General features: G+C 34.8%; 18 protein-coding genes and 1 pseudogene. 12 read left to right on the forward strand and 7 right to left on the reverse strand.

All coding sequences use genetic code 11. From position 1 onward, the window contains the following. Positions 1-105 precede the first annotated feature (105 nt). The 5 genes and pseudogenes from MQX03_RS19185 (at position 106) to MQX03_RS19200 (ending at position 6,746) form a co-directional block, all read left to right on the forward strand. Positions 106-1,269 (forward strand): serine hydrolase domain-containing protein, encoded by a 1,164-nt coding sequence (locus tag MQX03_RS19185; RefSeq protein WP_242805085.1) that lies wholly within the window; start codon positions 106-108, stop codon positions 1,267-1,269. A 436-nt stretch (positions 1,270-1,705) separates the two neighbouring features. Beyond that, positions 1,706-2,392: a hypothetical protein gene (locus tag MQX03_RS19190; protein WP_242805087.1), complete on the forward strand. Its 687-nt coding sequence runs from the start codon at positions 1,706-1,708 to the stop codon at positions 2,390-2,392. A 327-nt stretch (positions 2,393-2,719) separates the two neighbouring features. Further along, positions 2,720-5,572, forward strand: coding sequence for a M16 family metallopeptidase (locus tag MQX03_RS19195; protein WP_242805089.1), 2,853 nt, complete (start codon positions 2,720-2,722; stop codon positions 5,570-5,572). A 218-nt stretch (positions 5,573-5,790) separates the two neighbouring features. After that, positions 5,791-5,865, forward strand: a pseudogene (locus tag MQX03_RS20645) (IS1/IS1595 family N-terminal zinc-binding domain-containing protein); the annotation flags it as partial. A gap of 65 nt (positions 5,866-5,930) precedes the next feature. Then, the gene (locus MQX03_RS19200; protein WP_449508584.1) at positions 5,931-6,746 is read left to right on the forward strand and encodes an IS256 family transposase, variant Zn-binding type; all 816 of its coding nucleotides are present in this window, start codon (positions 5,931-5,933) and stop codon (positions 6,744-6,746) included. 320 nt (positions 6,747-7,066) lie between these two features. Here MQX03_RS19200 and MQX03_RS19205 read toward each other — a convergent pair whose 3' ends face one another. After that, a complete protein-coding gene (locus MQX03_RS19205; protein WP_242805093.1) occupies positions 7,067-7,651 on the reverse strand; it encodes a DUF3109 family protein in 585 nt (194 codons plus the stop codon). A gap of 10 nt (positions 7,652-7,661) precedes the next feature. Beyond that, on the reverse strand, positions 7,662-8,567 hold the full coding sequence (locus MQX03_RS19210; RefSeq protein WP_242805095.1) for a DUF6427 family protein: 906 nt from the start codon (positions 8,565-8,567) through the stop codon (positions 7,662-7,664). A 42-nt stretch (positions 8,568-8,609) separates the two neighbouring features. On the opposite strand from MQX03_RS19210, the gene MQX03_RS19215 reads away from it, so the two are divergent. Beyond that, on the forward strand, positions 8,610-8,843 hold the full coding sequence (locus MQX03_RS19215) for a DUF6341 family protein (RefSeq protein ID WP_129536135.1): 234 nt from the start codon (positions 8,610-8,612) through the stop codon (positions 8,841-8,843). A gap of 70 nt (positions 8,844-8,913) precedes the next feature. On the opposite strand, the gene MQX03_RS19220 is transcribed toward MQX03_RS19215, so the two are convergent. From MQX03_RS19220 to MQX03_RS19240, 5 genes are all read right to left on the reverse strand, one after another. Next, entirely contained in the window at positions 8,914-9,351 is a 438-nt protein-coding gene (locus tag MQX03_RS19220) for a universal stress protein (RefSeq protein ID WP_242805098.1), read from the reverse strand. Positions 9,352-9,415: 64 nt separating this feature from the next. Beyond that, positions 9,416-10,021 (reverse strand): fumarylacetoacetate hydrolase family protein, encoded by a 606-nt coding sequence (locus MQX03_RS19225; protein ID WP_242805100.1) that lies wholly within the window; start codon positions 10,019-10,021, stop codon positions 9,416-9,418. 286 nt (positions 10,022-10,307) lie between these two features. Beyond that, entirely contained in the window at positions 10,308-10,709 is a 402-nt protein-coding gene (locus tag MQX03_RS19230) for a putative signal transducing protein (protein WP_129536139.1), read from the reverse strand. A gap of 4 nt (positions 10,710-10,713) precedes the next feature. Further along, positions 10,714-11,478, reverse strand: coding sequence for a 3'-5' exonuclease (locus MQX03_RS19235; protein ID WP_242805102.1), 765 nt, complete (start codon positions 11,476-11,478; stop codon positions 10,714-10,716). Between the two features lie 75 nt (positions 11,479-11,553). Beyond that, a complete protein-coding gene (locus tag MQX03_RS19240) occupies positions 11,554-12,297 on the reverse strand; it encodes a CDP-alcohol phosphatidyltransferase family protein (protein ID WP_242805105.1) in 744 nt (247 codons plus the stop codon). Positions 12,298-12,461: 164 nt separating this feature from the next. Here MQX03_RS19240 and MQX03_RS19245 point away from each other — a divergent pair, with 164 nt between their 5' ends. From MQX03_RS19245 to MQX03_RS19270, 6 genes are all read left to right on the forward strand, one after another. Next, a complete protein-coding gene (locus tag MQX03_RS19245) occupies positions 12,462-14,390 on the forward strand; it encodes an LTA synthase family protein (RefSeq protein ID WP_242805107.1) in 1,929 nt (642 codons plus the stop codon). 149 nt (positions 14,391-14,539) lie between these two features. Then, the gene (locus MQX03_RS19250; RefSeq protein ID WP_129536142.1) at positions 14,540-14,956 is read left to right on the forward strand and encodes a DUF2147 domain-containing protein; all 417 of its coding nucleotides are present in this window, start codon (positions 14,540-14,542) and stop codon (positions 14,954-14,956) included. A gap of 109 nt (positions 14,957-15,065) precedes the next feature. Further along, the gene (locus tag MQX03_RS19255; protein WP_129536145.1) at positions 15,066-16,049 is read left to right on the forward strand and encodes a pyruvate dehydrogenase complex E1 component subunit beta; all 984 of its coding nucleotides are present in this window, start codon (positions 15,066-15,068) and stop codon (positions 16,047-16,049) included. A 108-nt stretch (positions 16,050-16,157) separates the two neighbouring features. Further along, a complete protein-coding gene (locus MQX03_RS19260; protein WP_242805109.1) occupies positions 16,158-18,140 on the forward strand; it encodes a KUP/HAK/KT family potassium transporter in 1,983 nt (660 codons plus the stop codon). Positions 18,141-18,229: 89 nt separating this feature from the next. Further along, positions 18,230-18,703 carry a Fur family transcriptional regulator gene (locus MQX03_RS19265; protein ID WP_242805112.1) on the forward strand — a complete coding sequence of 158 codons (474 nt, stop codon included), beginning with the start codon at positions 18,230-18,232 and terminating at the stop codon, positions 18,701-18,703. 3 nt (positions 18,704-18,706) lie between these two features. After that, entirely contained in the window at positions 18,707-20,446 is a 1,740-nt protein-coding gene (locus tag MQX03_RS19270; RefSeq protein WP_242805114.1) for an OstA-like protein, read from the forward strand. Positions 20,447-20,454: the final 8 nt, after the last annotated feature.

Below are 20,454 nucleotides of genomic sequence, written 5' to 3' on the forward strand. Positions count from 1 at the left end.
ATTTCTACTTTTTAAATTAAATTATTTATATAATTGTACATTTGGTTGCTATCTGATTTAATTCCAACTTATTAATCTACTAAAGTTTTCAGAAAGCGAAATATTATGAAGAATATAAGCCAGATGAAAAATAATCTGTTGAATGTTTTATTGATTTTATTTTTGGGGATAAATTTTTCATGCTCAATAACAAAATCAAAAAGAACTAAAGTCATTTCTGAAAAGGCAGATCCTTTGTATATTGAAATTGATAAGCTAGGTAAGGAGCTTACCGTTAAAAATAATGTTCCCGGAATCGCTGTAGCTGTAATCAAAAATGGAAAAGTGGCGTGGATTCAAACTATCGGTTACGCAGATTTAACATCTAAGAAACCCGTAACATCTAAAACGATTTTTAATGTAGGCTCTGTTTCTAAGTTAGTTTCTGCATGGGGCTTTATGCAGCTTTCAGAAAAAGGACTTGTAAAATTAGATGAACCGGTTGATAAATATCTTACCAGATGGCACTTTCCGGAATCAGAATTTAATAAATCAAAAGTTACCTTGAAAAGATTACTGAGTCACACTGCGGGACTTTCTGTTCATGGGTATGGAGGTTCAGATCAGGGAACGCAACTTCTTAGCCTTGAAGAATCGCTCAATGGAAAAACTAAAAGAAATGGCGAAACGGTACATCTTATTAATGAGCCGGGAACGAAATGGCAATATTCAGGAGGTGGTTACACAGTCGCGCAACTGTTGTTGGAAGAGACAACTAAAAAAGGTTTTTCGGAATATATGAAAGAGAATGTTTTTCTACCACTTAGAATGAAAAATACTAGCTACGAATGGGCCAAAGATATGATGGCAAACTCAGCAACTGCGTATGACGAATTGGGCAAACCAATAAAAAACAGAATTTTTACCGAAAAAGCCGCCGCAGGATTGCAAACTACCATAGAAGATCTGGCTCATTTTGCAGAACTTTCGATTACACCGGATAAAAATCAATTGAATAATGTCTTAACAAAAGAAACAATTCTATTAATGGAAACGCCTGTGCTTCCTTTTTCTAATGAAGGAAAAAGCGGTTTGGGATATAGATTTCTGAATTTTGACGGATTTGAAACAATAGGGCATACCGGAGAAAATGCCGGTTGGAGTGCAGCTTTGTTTTTGGATTTACCTACTAAGAGCGGTATCATCGTGCTTTGTAACGGATCACTCGGAGATCGTGTTTGGTTTCCAATCTATCAAAGTTGGGTAAAAACAATAAAATCGAAAAATTAATTTGAGTTATTATTTTATGAAAAAGAAAAACCCAGCCGAAGCTGGGTAAAAACTAATAACCATGAAAACTCAATTAAACATGAGAATCGATTCTATTGGAAGCAATAACTATACCTAGAAATGTTAATAAATCATTAATAAAAGTTATTTGTTTGTTAAAATGAATATTGGTTTAAAAATATTCTAATTCAATATCTACTCGATGCTTATAAACTACAGAAAATTATCCTCATTTGGAAGGTGATTCTTTCGGAGAAAGAAAGCAAGGTGGTTTAAGATGAGCACATCATCAAAATGTAGTTATTTATTTTAAATTCTTGAATTCCCATTATTCCCATAAGCCATATTTATTGGGGTGTTTTTTTTCGGAACAGAACTTGATAGCCTTGTACCGTTCAAAATTCTTATATTTACATCATTAAAATTTAATATTATTATGAAAAAGATAATCGTTCCGTTTTTCTGTGCTGTACTTTTTTCTACATCAGCAGTCGCACAAAAAACATCTACGGCTACCGTAAAATCAACTGCATCAACTTCGCAGATCACTCCAAAACAAGTAATCGATAACTATCTTACCGCTCTTGGAGGAAAAGCAAAACTGGAAGCAGTGAAATCTACCATCATCGAAAACGTAATCAGCGCTCAGGGTATGGAAATCAATTCCACCACAAAGAAAATGGGGAATAAGTTCAAATCTGTGCAATCTGTAATGGGTCAGGAGATGACTCAGGTTTTCGACGGTGAAAAAGGGTATTCTAATCAGATGGGTGCAAAAACAGATTTCCCGGCAGATAAAATTCCTGAATTGAAAAAAAGTCAGACAATAGATGCGTTGGCTTATGATCCGTCAAGCTTTCAGACCGCTACGGTTGAGAAATTAGATGGTAAAGATTACAATGTATTGTCATCAGACAAAGGTAAGTTCTACTTTGATGCGGCTACAGGATTACTTTACAAAGCAGGAAGCGGTCAGGGTGATGCCATCATGAAAAGTTATATGACTGTTGACGGAATTAAATTTCCTGAATTAATCGAAGCTGAAGGAGGAGGACAAAAAGTGAGTATCAGAACCACGAAAGTTACTCTGAACTCAGGAATCACTGAAGCTGATTTCAAATAAAAAAATAAAACTTTATATCAAAAAAAGACCGGAAATTTTTCCGGTCTTTTTTGTTTAATGGCCAATCAATACGAGTTTTTAATTTTAATCTCTTGCATATAAGATAAATTGAACAAATTAATAAAGAATAAAATTTCCCACTAGCAAAATCTACGATAGTAAATAGGTTCATAATCATTAAGATACATTAAAATAAAGGTTCCAATTATTAAACAACTGTTTGTGAAATAAACTTTAACTCAACTTTAACTAAAATTCTAGGGATAAAATTTTTTGTAATTGTGATTAATTTATACTTTTATCACGCAAAATTTAATAAACAACTGTATGAAAAAAGTTCTATTGTCATTAGGGATAGTCTTCATGGCTTCAGCTAATGCATTCGCACAGGATATCCCATTGGATCCTTCTGTCAAAACTGGTACTCTTCCAAACGGAATGAAGTATTATATCAAAAAAAACACATTACCAGAAAAGAAGGTAGATTTCCGTTTAGCAATCAACGCCGGATCTATTCTTGAAGACGAAAACCAAAGAGGTCTTGCTCACTTTATGGAGCACATGAACTTCAACGGAACCAAAAATTTCCCAGATAACAAATTGGTAGACTTTCTACAGTCAATCGGTGTGAAATTCGGACAGCATCTTAATGCCTACACAAGCTTTGACGAAACTGTTTACATGCTTCCTGTACCTTTAGACAAGCCGGGGAATCTTGATGCAGGTCTTAAAGTAATGGAAGACTGGGCATTTAATGCAACCCTTACTGATGAGCAGATCAACAAAGAAAGAGGCGTTGTTTTAGAAGAAATGAGAAACGGTTTGGGTGCAGACAAAAGAATGTCTGATAAATATTTACCTAAATTATTATACAAATCTCAGTACGCCAACAGATTACCAATCGGTAATAAAGAGGTTCTTCAGAACTTCAAGCCTGATGTGATCAGACAATTCCACAAAGACTGGTACAGACCAGATTTGATGGCAATAGTAGTAGTAGGAGACATCAATGTGGAGGAAGTTGAGAAAAAAATTAAAGACAATTTCGGTAAATATAAAAATCCATCTAAGCCGAGAGAAAGAAAGACTTTTGATCTTCCAAATCACCAGGAAACTCTTGTAGCCATAGAAACCGATCCTGATGCTACCAGCTCCAGAGTACAGTTTATCATGAAAGATGCTGAATCTTACCAGCCGGATGTTACTATTGAGCAGTACAATCAAAGTTTAGTAGAAAACGTAGCAACGACGATGCTAAACAACAGATTGAGAGAATTGGTGAATTCAAATAATCCTCCATTCACTTTCGGGTCTGTATATCACGGCGGAACGTATGCAAGAACTAAAGAAGCTTTCCAGGGATTTGCAATGGTGAAAGAAGGAAACCAGTTGAGCGCTTTGAAAGTTCTTTTAGAAGAAACGGAAAGAGCAAAAAGATTTGGTTTTACTCAGGGTGAATTAGACAGAGCAAAATCTCAGATCATGTCTAACATGGAAAGTATGTACAACAACCGTGAGAAGACTGAAAGCGATATGCTGGTTGATGAGTATGTAAGAAACTTCCTTGAGAAAGAGCCGATGCCTGGTATCGCTTGGGAATATGACGATACGAAAAAGTTTTTGCCAACGGTAACTTTGGCTCAGACGAATGAGGTAATCAAGAAAATGGTGAAAGAAGACAGCCGTGTTATTGTAATCACAGGTCCGAAAAAAGAGAACGTGACGATGCCTACAGAATCGATGGTTCTGAAAACTTTCGACGATGTGAAAATGGCAGATCTGAAGCCTTATGAAGAAAAAGCAGCCATCAAAAACTTAGTAAAACCATTTAAGTCTGAAGGTAAAATTGCTAAAACAGAAACTGATGCTAAATTGGGTACAACAACATGGACTCTAGGTAACGGTGCAAAAGTGACATTCAAAAAGACAGATTTCAAAGATGATGAAATTGTTTTCACTGCAAGAAGTATGGGTGGAAATTCATTATTGAATGATTCAGATTATAACAATACTCAATTTGCTTATCAGGCATTAACTGAAGCAGGTGTAGCAGGTGCATCTAAAGCCGACCTTACCAATTATATGTCAGGAAAGCAGGTAAGTGTAAATCCTTTTATTTCAGGTGTGGTAGAAGGTATTTCTGGTAGAACTAATCAAAAAGACTTGGGCTCTGCAATGGAGCTGATGTATGCTTATTTTACAAATTTAAATTATAACCCTGACGCATTTAATGCTTATAAATTAAAGCAATCTGCAATGTTAGACAATATTCTGTCTAATCCACAAACGTATTTCGCAAGTGAGCATGCTAAGTTTACCAATCAGAAAAATCCAAGATTCATTGGTATTCTTCCATTGGAAAAAGACTGGGCAAGAACAGATTACAAAAAAGCGTATGATGTTTATAAAGAGAAATTTGCCAATGCAGGAAACTTCCATTTCTATTTCGTAGGAAATATTGATGAGGCTAAATTTAAAAATGAAGTTTTACAGTACATCGCAAGCTTACCTTCAACAGGAAAAACAACCAACTTTAAAGACACCGGATACAGACCAATAACCGGAGATCATACAAAGGTTTACAAAAAAGGAAAAGATCCTAAGAGTATGGTACAGATCGTATTTTCAGGAGAAACTCCATACAACGAGAAAGAGGCAATGGCATTGTCTGCTTTGGGTGAAGTAGCAACTATCAAGGTGATTGAAAAACTGAGAGAAGACGAAAGCGGAATCTACAGCGGTGGTGCAAGAGGCGGAATGAGCAAGATTCCTTACGGAAATTATTCTTTCAGCCTGAGTTTCCCTTGTGGAGCAGAGAATGCAGATAAATTGACAAAAAGTGCTCTAAGAGAACTTCAGGCACTTGTTGACAAAGGTCCGGATCAAAAAGACCTTGACAAGTACAAAGAAGGAGAAATGAATGACTACAAAACCGATATCAAAGACAATTCTTATTGGATGAATGCCATCTCTAAGAATCAATTGGATGGAAGTGATAAGTATGAAATCTTAAACTACCAGGATAAAGTAAAAGCCCTGACGGTAAAAGATCTGCATGATACTGCTAAGAAATATCTTACTAAAAATAGAGTAGTGGCAACCCTAATGCCTGAAGACGGCTGGGAAAGTGCTCCTAAAAAAGAAGCTGCTGCAACAGTAAAAGCGACCGCAGTAAAATAATCTTAGTCGATTATATATGAAAACAACCGCAGAAAAATTTCTGCGGTTGTTTGTTTATTGTAATGTTTTCTACCTAATTAAATTAGGTTTAATAGTCAAAAATAGTTGGTAAGATTCTTTGTAACGCCGATTATTACTGATGATACAGAAAGTTTATTGAACTTTGTTTCAATAAACTTTTTTATGTCTGAAAATTCAAAAAAAAACGTTGTTGGAGTTGCAAAAGCCTGAAGGTGATTTCTTGGGGTAAGCAAAATGGTAAGCGTCGTTTTAAATGTAAAAATTGCGGCATTTATTTTACCTCTGAAAACAAATCGGTGAGTTTGAAAAACAAAGAGATTTGGTTTAAAAATGGATTATCGGGAAGCAAACTTATGAGCAGATTTCAGCAGAATCCGGATATTCTGTTAGTACTCTTCAGCGGTATTTTAAAACGATGCTTGGAAAAGCTCCCAAGCTCACTTATAGCCAGAACAAGGAAGTTTATTTGTTAATTGACGGGACTTATTTTTCTAATGAAATTTGTCTTGTTGTCTTCAGAGACAATGTTTTTAAACAAACTCAACTTTACAGAATTACCGATGGAGAGCATTATGAAGAGATGAAAGAGGATCTGGAAAACATTCTGAATTTGAGTGTAAAAATCGGAGGAATAACCTGCGATGGCGATAAATCATTACTCAAAGCCATTCGTAAGGTCTGCCCGAAAGTTCCTGTTCAGAGATGTTTGGTTCATATTCAGAGAATGTGTAAAATATGGCTTTCTGCCTATCCAAAGTCAGATGCAGGGTTCGAACTTCGTGATATTGTCTGCAAACTTCATTTTATTGATAATGAAGTTAAAAAACAATATTGGATCAAAGAATTTTTGGATTGGTCTGAAAAGCATAAGGAATTTTTGAATGAAAAATCATACAGCCCGGAAACAGGAAGGTATTGGTACACCCACAAGATGGTGAGAAGGTGTTTTTCTGTTATCAGAAAAGCTTTGCCTAATATGTTTACTTTTCTTCAAAATCCGAAAATCCCAAAAACAACAAACGGAATCGAGTCTTTTTTCGGTCATTTGAAAGGAAATCTCAATATTCATCGGGGTCTCACAATAAGCCGCAGAAAAAAGTTCATTCAATGGTATCTTTTCTACAAGAACCAAAACGGCGGAAGGTTTTCTTAGCCATAAAGCTGTTCCAATAATTAATGAAAGAAGGATGGCGTAACCATCCTTCTAAACCATTGTTTACAGCGCTGATTGTATTGCTGATGAGTTGCTCCTCAGCATTGCTCATTTCCTCTTCCAATCAACCGCAAAATATTACAAATTATTTTTGGAAAAAACACCAACTATTTTTGACCACATTACCTTTAAATTAATAGGATTGCATCCTCTTCTTTATTAAATCGTCCCGTTGGGACTTTGGTAAATCTTAAAATTAAAAAGTAGAATTTATCTATTCGCTGTTCTGTATCTAGCAACTAAAAACTAACAACCATCAACTACTTTCCATACTCCTTCTTCCACTCCTCAGCAACTTCGCTCAGGGTCGTGTAGAAATCTTCTCCGTATTTACGTGTTAACGGTGTTTTTAAGAACTTATATACCGGAACCTGAAGTTCTTTACCCAGAGTGCAGGCATCATTGCAAATGGGCCACTCATGGTAGTTTAATGCGCTGAAAGAAGAATACTCTGTTACACGGATTGGATATAAATGACATGAGATTGGTTTTTGCCAATCAATAGCGCCGTCTTCGTATGCTTTTTCGATACCGCACTTAGTGATTCCACGCTCGTCAAAAGTCACGTAGGCGCATTCTGCATCTTCAATCATTGGGGTAACATACATTCCGTCCATTGGGTCGGTCGTCCATGTTCCCTGTTCTTCCAAAGCTTTAATTCCGTCCTGGGTAAGGTAGGGTTTTATTTTGTCGAAAATATTATCTAAAATCACCAACTCATCTTTATCCAAAGGAGCTCCCACATCGCCTTCCACACAACATGCGCCTTTACATTTGGTGAGATTGCATACAAATTCTTCAGAGAATATATCTTCAGAAATTAATTTATCGTCTATTTGAATCATAATCTTTTTTTTAAAATAAATCGAAATGAGTACCTGCATTAAAACCGATCAAGCTGACAATGATGACCCACAAGCTCACTTCCTGCATCCAGTATTTTGGCAAAAATCTCAGCATCCTGCTCATAATAATCGTTGCCGGAAAAGCCAGTAGCAAAAGGTATTCATAACGGTTGTTCATATATAAAATAATACTTACCAGCTGTGCAAACGAGAACACCAGCAAGAAAGTATATTTGTATCTGCTGATAGGGCTTTTCTTATTATAATGTTTAAAGTGATCATATATTGCGTAGACCAACATCAAAACAATCGGAATGAGTGGGAGAAGTTCGGTGTAATCTGTGATAAATTTGATCTTCCCAAACGGTAAATAATCCATATTCCACTGATTAAATCTAAAGAAGAACATCACGGAGAAATAACTCAATGCAATCAACGACATTCCCAGAATGAATCTGAAGATATTTAAACCGATTCTTTCAGACGTAACGATGAGGTGAATCAGCACAAAGAAAATCATTGGCCACGTCGTCGGCAGAAAGATGAAATTTAAAGCTAAAATAGAACCTACCAAAACGTAAGATTTTTTTCTGAGGTCTTCATCTGTACTCGTGAGAAGAAGCAAAAGGAACGAATTAGTAAGCAGTGCTACGGCAATTCCTATATCTAATTTTCCGGGATACAGTCCAAAAACAAAAAATGTATAGAGCAATAATGGCAAATGCGTCTGATAATTCAGTGCAATCGCATTAAAACAGAAATAACCAAGAGAAATTCCAAGAAACGTAATGATGGCGATTATTGCTTCATACGTGTTGAAATTGAGGGTGTTAATTACAATAACTACTAAAAGAAGAAAACCAATATAAACAGGAATTGAAAAAATATTGCTTTCTTTTGAAAGTAATCTAAACATTTTTTATAAATTTGTGCAAAGTTAATTTAAAAAAGGAAAATAATGACGTCTTTCTTTCTATTCTTAAGTGATGTTTTCAAATGGTCTTTTGGTTTTTTCACAACCTTTGGAAACGTACTCAACTGGATTTTATTCATCGTTTGTTGCGTACTATTTACATATTGGTGCTATGTCTTGGTGGTAACACTTGGAGGGGACAAAGACAAAGAATATTATTCTCCTACTGAGGGTAAAAACCCTTACTACGATCCTACGATCTACAAAAAAGAAGGTTAATTAATTGGTTATATAGTAAAAAGACCGGTCAATTTTTTTTGATCGGTCTTTTTTATGTATTAGACTAAATTTAATCATGTATAGGCAATACCAAAACAGGGATTTTAGAACTTTTGGTAATTCCTTTGGTTAAGCTTCCTACAAACACATCGTAAATTCCGCTTCTACCGTGAGATCCCATGACGATAAAGTCTGCATTTTTGGTGTCCGCATATTCCAAAATAATATCTTTTGCGATGCCTTGTTTTAATAAATGCTCGCAATCGATGTCGTGAGACAGAATTTTTTGATTGATTTTATTTAGAAGAACCAATTCTTCTCTTATTTCGTTTTCTTCAATCTCCGGAAAATACTGATAGCCCATATCTCCGATTGCAAAACCAATGTCTGTGGGCGCTACGTGTATCAAATTGAGCTTTCCGTTTACCTTCTTCGCAAATTCTATTGCGCCATCTACAAGCTGATCTGTTTTTTCGCCAAAATCTACTGGCAATACAATGTTTATCATATTTTCATATTTTAATTTGTCTCTTAAAGATATGAAAAATTTATAAAAACGGCTTGTTAAATACTTATAATATTCTGATATCTAAAGCTTTTTCTTCCTCCAAATAGGCCTCTAAAATATCATTCTCAGAAACTTTCCCCACGCCTTCAGGAGTTCCCGTAAAGATTAAATCCCCAACTCTCAAAGTGAAATACTGCGAAACAAAAGCGATGATATCATCAATTTTAAACATCATGTCTTTTGAATTTCCATGCTGTACTTGTTCTTTATTTTTTAATAACGAAAACTGCAGATTTTCAAGGTCGTAATTTTCTTTTTTGAAGAAGCTTCCCACGACTGCAGAGCCATCAAACCCTTTTGCCAATTCCCATGGAAGACCTTTAGATTTTAAGTCGCTTTGTAAATCTCTCGCTGTAAAATCGATTCCTAAACCAATCTCGTCGTAATGCTTATTCGCAGTTTCTTTCTGGATATACTTTCCTCCTTTTGAGATTTTTACCACAATTTCCAGTTCGTAGTGAACGTCGTCAGAAAATTCCGGAATATAAAAGTCATTTCCTTTCAAAACCGCAGTGTCGGGTTTCATAAAAATCACAGGCTTGTCGGGGATTGCATTTCCCAGTTCTTTTGCGTGTTCACTGTAATTTCTTCCTATGCAGATTATTTTCATAATTTTTTGTCATTGCGAGCCAAAGGCGAAGCAATCTTTTATTGAATTAAATTTATTGTCATTACGAAGAATGAGACAATTTTACAATTATTTTTTAGGAGCTGTTTCCCGCTTTCCGTTGCAATCTTTTTTTTCAAAAAAGGATTTCCACTGCAATCGGGGCTAAGAGTTTTGTCATTCTTTTATAAGATAGGTATTCAACACTATATTTGTCATTCCGGTATGAATCTAAGCGTATGCTTAAAACACTATTTAGATTCTTTCAGAATGGCAAAGAATGCTTCAATTACTCATGTGTAAACTCATTCTCACAATAATAGCACACATATTTATCACTTGAAAGCAGCGAAATTCCAAAGAAACTCGTCGAGCTGTCATCCTTATAAATATGATTTGAGCCACATTTCGGGCAGACAAAATCAAATTTGGGGTTTTCAACAGTGTGCTCAACTTCCAAAGAGAACTTGTTGTTTTCGTGATAATCAGTAAGAATCTTTTCTGCGTTTTCAAAATCATTTTCAAAAACCTGTAGTTGAATTCCGCCTAAAGCTTGTGACAACAACCAATCAGACTGAATGGTCTGCTCGTTGGCAATGAAGCTCTGAATGTCGTTTTCAGCTAAGATCTGTTTATCTCTGTTCGCTTCGAGAGCTGTTTCGTAAAATTTGAACTTAACTAAATCATTCATTTTTTTAAAATTTACTTGATAACTGAATTTTTGTAAAAACTTTCTTTGTGTACAACGGAAAATCAGCATTCTGAAGCCATCCGTAATACCCAAGATCTTTTTTGAAAACATCTTTCACACCTTGACCTTTATATTTTCCGAAGTTAAAAACCTCAACATTTTTATCATTAAATCCGATAAAACCAGCCAAATCAGCATTTTTATTGTGGAAACTGAATTCACTCAATGCATTGATATCTTTCGGAACATCATCATATTTTGCAACCTGAGCATCCAGAACTTCGAAAGTTGCTAAAACATCCGCTTCCGCCGAGTGAGCATTTTCTAAAGTTTTCCCGCAGTAAAATTGGTAAGCTGCACCCAGATTTCTAGGTTCCATTTTATGATAGATCGTTTGTGCATCGACTAATTTAAATTTACTTAAATCAAAATCGAAATCTGCACGAAGCAATTCTTCAGCCAATAACGGAACATCAAATCGGTTAGAATTAAACCCACCCAAATCTGCGCCAGAAATCATTTCTACCACTTTAGAGGCAATTTCTTTGAACGTCGGTGCATCTTTCACATCTTCATCATAAATACCATGAACTTCACTCGACTGAAGAGGAATTGGCATTTCAGGATTTACACGCCATGTTTTGCTTTCTCTTGAAGAATCCGGATTTACTTTTAAAATGCAGATTTCAACGATTCTGTCTTTTCCGACGTTGATTCCTGTGGTCTCTAGATCGAATACGCAAAGCGGTTTATGTAGTTTTAAATTCATTTTTTATTTGAAAGTATAAAGTTGTTTTTGTTTAAATTTCACCTTGACAAGGTTGAGTGTACTAACGTTGAACCTTTATTTTAACTGTTTCTGAAAGATTAATGAAATTAAGATATAATATAAAATCACCAACGGAATTCCTACAGTTTTAAATATAATTAAAATAAGAATTGCACCAATCAATAAAGCTAATTTTGGATAATTATCCTGCAATTTCATCGATTTGAATTTCATTGCAATCATTTTAATCGGACTGATAAGAATCCAAGAAGAAATAATTGTTAAAATTATTAATGGTAACAATCCAATTTGAAGAATATTAAAGTTAGAGATATTGAAAAATTGTGGCACTTGATGAGGTCCCGATTGTGATATATAATAAATCCCAAAAATCAAGATTGTATTACTAGGCGTATTCAAACCTTTAAAATAATATTTCTGGTCTTCATCTAAATTAAAAATCGCTAATCTTAAACAAGAAAAAAGCGTGATAAAAAATCCTAAATATTTTATTTCGAATGGAAGCGGCATTCCAAAGAGTTCATTTCCGAAAGGTTCAAGCATTTTAAACATTGCCAAGCCGGGAATTAATCCAAAGCTTACCATATCTGCCAAAGAATCCAGCTGAGTTCCCAAATTGGAATTAGCTTTCAAAGCTCTCGCAACAAATCCGTCGAAAAAATCGAGTATCAAAGACAAAATAATACATATCGCAGTCGTCTGATAATCGCCTATAATCAAATGTACAGCTCCAACGCAGCCTGAAAATAAATTTCCGAGGGTGATGACATTTGCCAGATTGTTTTTAATGAAATTCATGAGAACAAAATTACATTTTTTAAAAATTTTAACCTTAATTAATATGAACTAAAAATTACAATACTATCAATTTAACTTAAATTTGCATCTTGAAAATCGGCATGAAAAAATGATGTTTCATTGCCCACAATTACATTTTGAACTTTAAAAATAGTATAGTATAAATGAAATTTTTTAAAGAATTTAGAAAGCAAGAAGTCCTGATTTTATGTTACAGGATTTTTTTGGCTTTTGTTTTTTATCAGTTTGCCAGATTTCTGTTTTGGTTTTTCAATAAAGATTTAATAAAAATAGATGGTGTTGCAGATTACCTCAGTCTTGCTTTCCATGGGATCGCATTTGATACGACCGCAATCTTGTATGTCAACTCGCTTTTTATTTTATTGAGTTTGATTCCGATTATCATCAATACAAAAAGGGTCTATCAGAAAGTTCTTTTCTGGCTGTATTTTATCACCAACGGAATTGCGTATTCAATGAATTTCGGTGATTTTATTTACTATAAATTTTCTCAGACAAGACTCACATCGGCAGCTTTTCAGGTTGCGAAACATGAAACAAATATTTTAAAAGTATTTACGGTTTCCACAAAAGAGCATCCGTTTGTGATTTTTTGGTTCATTGTATTGATGGCTTCGTGGGTCTTTCTTTATAAAAGATTTAAAATTCAGGAAAGAAAACCTTCAAAATTGATTCCTTATTTTATTCTTTCTGTGGTTACAATATGTCTTTCCGCAGTTTTGATTGTTGGCGGAATTCGTGGAGATTTTAAGCACAGTACAAGGCCAATCAATCTTGTTGACGCTAACAAATTTGTGAAAACTCCACTTCAGGGAAATGTTGTTTTAAACAGTACATTCTCGTTTTTCAGAACCTTAGGAAGCAATAATTTTAAAGAGGTTCATTTTGTGGATGAGAAATTTATTGATGAAAATATTCAGCCTTACAAAATCTACGACAGACAGGTTCAGGATAAGCCCAACGTTGTAATTTTTATTGTTGAATCTTTTGGTAGAGAATATTCAGGAGTATTTAATAAAGATAAGAATATCAAAGATTACGTCTCTTACACTCCCTTTATCGACAGCTTGGCGAATGAAAGTTTAATTTTTCCAAACACTTTTGCGAACGGAAGACAGTCGATTCATGGGATGAGCAGTATTTTGGCAGGAATCCCGAGTCTGACGGATGCTTTTACAAGCTCACCATATTCTAATCAGAAAATTCAGTCGATTGTTTCGGTTTGTAATGATATGGGTTATGATACTTCATTTTATCATGGAGCTCCGAATGGTTCGATGGGATTTTTAGGCTTTGGAAATATTCTTGGTTTTAAACATTATTTCGGGAAAGACGAATACAATCACAATGAAGATTTTGATGGGATGTGGGCAATCTGGGACGAACCGTTCCTTCAATATTTTGCTGAAAATGTAGGAAAAACAAAACCTTTTATGGCAACTGTTTTTACCGCTTCATCACATCATCCGTTTAAAATTCCTGAGAAATATAACGGGAAATTCAAAAAAGGAAATGTAGAAATTCATGAGCCGATGCAGTACACCGATTATTCTATCAAAAAATATTTTGAAACAGCTAAGAAACAACCTTGGTTCAATAATACGATATTCGTTTTCACTGGAGATCATCCCAATCAAATTTTTTATCCGGAATATGAAAAAGCAATGAATCGTTTTGCTGTTCCATTGATTTTTTACTCACCCAACCCGAAATTTAATTTAAAAGGTGTGAATAATGAAGTCGCACAACAGATTGATATTTATCCGACTTTAGCAGATTTAATCGGATATAATAAAAAAATAAGAAGCTGGGGAAGAAGTTTGTTAAGTGAAAAAAAATATCATTCGTTGATTGTGAATTCAGACGGTTTTTCGGAACAGTTTATCATCGGAAATTACATTTATCGCTTTGACGGAAAAGAAATCACCGGAATTTATGATAAAAAAGATTTAGGATTTGAAAATAATTTAAACGACAAATTAAAAACTCAGGAGATCGAAAAAGGAAAACTGATGGCAAAAGCCTGGTATCAGGATTATATGAACAGAGTGATGAATAGAAAGCTGAATTGATTTTTTAAGACTGTTTAATTTTAAAAAAACGGCCTCTCTATTGTAATGTATGCAAAGGATAATAAAAATTGTTGCCTATTTAAAATTTATTTCTATTTTTAACTAATTAACAAATTGATTATCTATAAATAAAATTAAACTTATATAATATGAAAAAATTATTAGCAACATTTGCACTTTCTTTATTCAGTGTCATGTCGTTTGCGCAAATCGAAGGAAAATGGAAAACAATTGATGACGAAACAGGAAAACCGAAATCTATTGTTGAAGTATTTAAAAAAAGCGACGGTAAATACTATGGTAAAATTGTACAGCTTTTGATAAAGCCAGAAAATAACAACTGTGTAAAATGTAAAGACGACCGTAAAAATAAACCTTTAATTGGTTTGGAAATCATAAGAGGATTATCAAAAGACGGTAATGAGTTTGGAGGCGGAACAATTACTAACCCAAAAGACGGTAAAAGTTACAAGACAGAGATCGTGAGAGAAAATAATACGCTTAAGGTAAAAGCTCTTATCATGGGAATTGCAATGAAAACTCAAACTTGGCATAAAGTCGACTAATCAGTTTAAAAGAATATTAAATATAAGGCAGCTCAGCAATGAGTTGTCTTTTTTGTTATGTAGATAATAAATAATTACTATTTTTGTACTCTAAATTTTTCAAATAAATATGGCAGAATATACTTTTCGTGAAGTGATTGCGCAGGCAATGAGCGAGGAAATGCGTAAAGACGAATCCATTTTTCTAATGGGAGAAGAAGTAGCAGAATACAATGGTGCATACAAAGCTTCTAAAGGAATGTTGGACGAGTTTGGTGCTAAACGTGTAATCGATACACCTATTGCAGAACTTGGTTTTACAGGTATCGCCGTGGGTGCTGCAATGAATGGTAACAGGCCAATTGTAGAATATATGACGTTCAACTTTGCCCTTGTTGGGATCGATCAGATCATCAACAACGCAGCAAAAATCCGTCAGATGAGTGGTGGCCAGTGGAACTGTCCGATTGTTTTCCGTGGTCCTACAGCTTCTGCAGGTCAGTTGGGAGCAACGCACTCTCAGGCATTTGAAAACTGGTATGCAAATATTCCTGGTCTTAAAGTAGTAGTTCCTTCAAACCCTTACGATGCGAAAGGATTATTAAAAACTGCAATTCAGGATAACGATCCGGTAATTTTCATGGAATCTGAGCAGATGTACGGGGACAAAATGGAAATTCCTGAAGAAGAATATTATTTACCAATAGGAAAAGCTGAAATAAAAAGAGAAGGTACAGATGTAACTTTGGTTTCTTTCGGGAAAATCATGAAATTAGCCATTCAGGCAGCTGAAGATATGGCTAAAGAAGGTATTTCTGTTGAAGTAATCGACTTAAGAACGGTTCGTCCTTTAGATTTCGATACGGTTTTAGCTTCAGTGAAGAAAACAAACAGATTGGTAATTTTAGAAGAAGCTTGGCCATTTGGTTCTGTATCTTCAGAGATTACTTATATGGTACAGCAAAAAGCATTTGATTATTTAGATGCTCCTATTAAGAGAATTACTACTCCGGATGCTCCTGCACCTTATTCAGCAGCATTATTTGCAGATTGGTTCCCGAAACTTGAAAAAGTGAAAGAAGAAATCAAAAAAGCAATGTACGTTAAGTCATAGAAAAAAACTTCCGAAAGGAAGTTTTTTCATTTATACAATGTATCACTATTTGAGCTGAGGGTCATAAATTTAGTATACATTTGCGCTTTCAAAAAATAATTAGCTGACATGGCAGAAGTTACAGAAGGAGGTCATCATATAGACCTTAAAAAGCTTTCATTTGTGGGAGTTCTTGTTTCACTCGGAATTGTTTTCGGTGATATTGGTACCTCACCGCTTTACGTAATGAAAGCAATTGTGAGTGCGAGAGAAGCAGGGGCAACGATGCCTTTTGACCAGTATATAGAAGGTGCTTTGTCGTGCATTATCTGGACTTTAACTCTTCAAACCACACTAAAATATGTAATTATTGCGCTTCGTGCAGATAATAAGGGTGAAGGTGGTATTTTAGCTCTCTTTTCATTAATTAAAAATCTTAAAAAACGCTGGCTGTATTTAATCGCTATCGTAGGAGCATCTGCTTTGGTAGCTGACGGTGTTATTACGCCCTCGCTTACCGTAATGTCTGCCATTGAAGGTTTACAAATTTATAATCCTCATACTCCTGTTGTGTTGATTACTTGTGGTATTTTGGTTGTTATTTTTGTAGTTCAGCAATTTGGAACTTCTTTCATAGGTAAGTTTTTTGGACCAGTGATGGTTGTTTGGTTCCTAGTCTTAGGTGGTTTAGGTTCTTTACATTTGTTTCAGGATTTTTCTATACTTAAATCTTTTAATCCATATTATGCATATAAATTAATTGTAGATTCTCCAAGTGCAATCATTATTTTGGGAGCTGTGTTTTTATGTACTACAGGAGCTGAAGCTTTATACTCAGATTTGGGGCATTGTGGAGCTAAAAATATCAGAGTAAGCTGGATCTTTGTGAAAGCAATGCTTATATTAAATTATCTCGGGCAGGGTGCATGGTTATTAAAGAATTATCAAGTTGTACAAGGGAACGGTGTAAATCCTTTCTTTGGAATTATGCCGGAATGGATGATTTTGCCGGGAGTTGTATTAGCAACAGCAGCTGCAATTATTGCTTCTCAGGCATTAATCACAGGTTCTTTTACCATCTTTTCAGAAGCAATGTCGCTTAATTTATGGCCAAATCAAAAAATTGATTATCCTTCTGGTATAAAAGGGCAAATGTATATCCCAAGAATAAATTGGGGATTATTGTTATTCTGTATCATTGTCGTTTTACATTTTAAAGAATCTCACAAAATGGAAGCTGCATACGGTCTTTCCATTACAGTAACGATGTTTATGACAACTATTTTGCTCACATTCTGGTTGCTTAAGAAAAGAGTGAATAAACTTCTTATTCTAAGTTTCTTATTAATGTATGGAGCGATTGAGATTGGGTTTTTTAGCGCCAACATCATTAAGTTCTTTGATGGAGGTTGGATCACAGTGGTTCTAGCTGGCTTTATAGGAGTATGTATGTACTCATGGTATAATGGAAGGCAGATAAAAGCTAAATTCATCAATTTTGTTAAAATCAGTAAATATGTTTCTATCATCAAAGACATGAAATTAGATGAGACGATACCAAAATACTGTACCAACCTCGCTTATCTGAGCAGAGCAAAGTACAATGATGAGATAGAATCAAAGATTATTTATTCTATAATTAAAAAGCAGCCCAAAAGGGCAGATCATTATTTTATATTGAGCATAATCAATCAAGAAGACCCATACACTTTCAAATATACAGTCGAGGAAATTTTGCCGGGAACAATTTATAAAGTGAATTTTCTCTTAGGATTTAAAGTTGACAGAAGAATTAACGATTATTTCAGTATGGTTTTGAAAGATTTAATGGCAGAAGGTACAATTCCTTCACGAAGCAGCCATCCATCGCTGAGAGCGCACAATATTCCACCGGATTTAAAATATGTTGTCATAGACAATACCTATATCAACGATATTCTTTTAACGGTAAAACAGAAAATTACCCTGAGTTTATACAATTTTGTGAAGTATATCGGTAGTGATGATTTTAAAGCCTGGGGAGTTACGATGCACAACGTAGAAGTAGAATCGGCACCTTTGACGGAAGAGACCATTTCTGCGAACAGGATCCAGCAGGCTAATTTTAAGTGATATAATTTTTAGAATATCAGCGATATACTCTCTGAAGTGGTATATTGTATTTAAATAAAAATCGATAAATTTGTAGTATAAATTTTTTGATGGATACTTTACAAAAAGAAAAAAATATTACCTTAATAAAAGATGTTTTAAGAAATTACCTTTTAGAGAAAGGTTTTCGTAATACACCTGAACGATACACTATTTTAGAGGAAATCTATAGTATGGATCATCACTTCAATGTAGATGACCTGTATCTTTTGATGATGCAGAAGAAATATCATGTTTCTAAAGCAACCATCTACAACACCATAGAGATCTTTCTGGATGCAGGATTAATCCGTAAGCATCAGTTTGGTGAAAAAACTCTGACTTCATCATCTTATGAGAAATCATATTTTGATAAGCAGCATGACCATTTGGTGATTTACAAAAAAGGTTCAGACAAGGAAATTGAGGAGATTATTGAGTTTTGCGACCCTAGAATTCAGGGGATTAAAGAAGCAATTGAAGAAGCTTTTGGCGTAAGAATAGATTCTCATTCGCTGTATTTTTATGGTAAAAAGAATGACTAGTCGATGAGAATATTCTTCTTTCTATTCCTCTTATTTTCTACTTTCACTTTTGCGCAAGATAAACCTAAACTTGTGCAGAGAGATCCGTTTTTACAGAATCCGGTAAAAAATCAGCCACAGAAATCGAATACAAATAATAAAATCAACATCAAGCATGCTGATGAGATTTCAAAAAATCCTCTGAAGTATGATGGTAACCAATTTTTTAAAGGAAACGTGGTGTTGGAACATCAGGGTTCCATATTATATGCGGACGAAGTAATTGTGTATGAAGCAGAAAACTTCGTTAAAGCAATTGGAAATACCAAACTTCAAAATCCGGACGGCTCAGTAATCACTGCGTCAGAAATGGAGTATGATGGAAATTCTCAAAAAGGAATAGCCAGAAAAAATGTAGTGCTGAATGATCCAAAAGGCACAGTAATTAAGACCGAAACCATGTACTATGACAGAGTTTCAAATCTCGCTTACTATAATACTGGCGGAACCATCAATGATGGCAAGAGTACCACCTATTCGAAATCTGCGACGTATAATCTAACAAACCGTACCATCAATCTGACAGACAATGTGAGAATTGAGGACAAAGATTATATTCTTGATGGAATTAATGTTGTTCAAAATCAAAATACTAACATCGTTGATATTAATGGTCCAACTACAATTACCAACAGAAAAAATCCTAAGAATAGAATCTTTACAGAAAAAGGAACACATAACCTGAATACCAAAGAATCTTTCCTGAATAAAAACTCAAGGATTTATTACAACGATAAAATTCTTACCGGAGATGCAATGTATTACAACCAGCTCAGCGGTTTTGGTACAGCTACAGGAAATGTAACCTTAGATGATCCTTTAGAAAAAAGATACCTTAAAGGCGGTTATGGCGAAATTTTCGAAAAGAAAGATTCTGCCATGATGACCAAAGGTCCTTATGCAGTAAAGATTCTTGAAAAAGATTCTATCTATTTCGCTTCCGAGAAGATACTTTCATACCAAAAATTAGATTCAGCCAACGTTAAAAAAAGCTATTTACGAGCTTTTAAAAAAGCAAGAATTTACAAATCTAATGCTCAGGGAAGAGCAGATTCTATCGCATTCAACGAAACCGATGGTATATTGCACATGTACACAAACCCAATCTTATGGAGTGGTGAAAAACAAGTTACAGGAGATAAAGTTGAAGCTTATTTTAATACCAAAACTGAAAATATAGACTCTCTAAAAGTAATCGGAAACGGCTATGCAATTAGCAAAGTTGACTCTCTGAATATGAAAGACGAGTTTAACCAGGTGAAAGGTAAGTTAATGACCGTTTATTACCAAGGGAAAGATATTAAAGAGGTAAAAGTGATCGGAAACGCACAGTACATTGCGTATGCTGATGACGTCAACGAGAAAACCAAAGAAAAAGAAAGAATAGGAATCAGGCTTTCATCTTGCGGAATCATCCATGCAAATTTTGAAGAGCAGGTGATGCAGATTCTCTCTTGCAGCGTAGGCGTACAATCTACCCTATATCCGATGAGTAAAATTGGTCCCGACAGAAAGAAGTTCCCAGACTTCAACTGGAACACCAAAGACCGCATCAGAAAATGGCAGGATATCCTCGTAGATTCTCCCAATTATGATGAGATAAAATACGAATCAGGCGATGAACTCTTTAATCAGGCTCAGGAAGTAATCGATAAAGCAAAAGCCGCCGAAGAAGCGAAAAAACCTAAAAGGGTTAGAAAATAAATGTAAAA

The sequence above is a fragment of the Chryseobacterium aahli genome (genome assembly GCF_022699665.1).
GTDB lineage: Bacteria > Bacteroidota > Bacteroidia > Flavobacteriales > Weeksellaceae > Chryseobacterium > Chryseobacterium aahli.

Coding starts and splice junctions, on each gene's coding strand:
- MQX03_RS19185 (WP_242805085.1), top strand. CDS start 106: ATGAAGAATATAAGCCAGATGAAAAATAATCTGTTGAATGTTTTATTG.
- MQX03_RS19190 (WP_242805087.1), top strand. CDS start 1,706: ATGAAAAAGATAATCGTTCCGTTTTTCTGTGCTGTACTTTTTTCTACA.
- MQX03_RS19195 (WP_242805089.1), top strand. CDS start 2,720: ATGAAAAAAGTTCTATTGTCATTAGGGATAGTCTTCATGGCTTCAGCT.
- MQX03_RS19205 (WP_242805093.1), bottom strand. CDS start 7,651: ATGATTCAAATAGACGATAAATTAATTTCTGAAGATATATTCTCTGAA.
- MQX03_RS19210 (WP_242805095.1), bottom strand. CDS start 8,567: ATGTTTAGATTACTTTCAAAAGAAAGCAATATTTTTTCAATTCCTGTT.
- MQX03_RS19215 (WP_129536135.1), top strand. CDS start 8,610: ATGACGTCTTTCTTTCTATTCTTAAGTGATGTTTTCAAATGGTCTTTT.
- MQX03_RS19220 (WP_242805098.1), bottom strand. CDS start 9,351: ATGATAAACATTGTATTGCCAGTAGATTTTGGCGAAAAAACAGATCAG.
- MQX03_RS19225 (WP_242805100.1), bottom strand. CDS start 10,021: ATGAAAATAATCTGCATAGGAAGAAATTACAGTGAACACGCAAAAGAA.
- MQX03_RS19230 (WP_129536139.1), bottom strand. CDS start 10,709: ATGAATGATTTAGTTAAGTTCAAATTTTACGAAACAGCTCTCGAAGCG.
- MQX03_RS19235 (WP_242805102.1), bottom strand. CDS start 11,478: ATGAATTTAAAACTACATAAACCGCTTTGCGTATTCGATCTAGAGACC.
- MQX03_RS19240 (WP_242805105.1), bottom strand. CDS start 12,297: ATGAATTTCATTAAAAACAATCTGGCAAATGTCATCACCCTCGGAAAT.
- MQX03_RS19245 (WP_242805107.1), top strand. CDS start 12,462: ATGAAATTTTTTAAAGAATTTAGAAAGCAAGAAGTCCTGATTTTATGT.
- MQX03_RS19250 (WP_129536142.1), top strand. CDS start 14,540: ATGAAAAAATTATTAGCAACATTTGCACTTTCTTTATTCAGTGTCATG.
- MQX03_RS19255 (WP_129536145.1), top strand. CDS start 15,066: ATGGCAGAATATACTTTTCGTGAAGTGATTGCGCAGGCAATGAGCGAG.
- MQX03_RS19260 (WP_242805109.1), top strand. CDS start 16,158: ATGGCAGAAGTTACAGAAGGAGGTCATCATATAGACCTTAAAAAGCTT.
- MQX03_RS19265 (WP_242805112.1), top strand. CDS start 18,230: ATGGATACTTTACAAAAAGAAAAAAATATTACCTTAATAAAAGATGTT.
- MQX03_RS19270 (WP_242805114.1), top strand. CDS start 18,707: ATGAGAATATTCTTCTTTCTATTCCTCTTATTTTCTACTTTCACTTTT.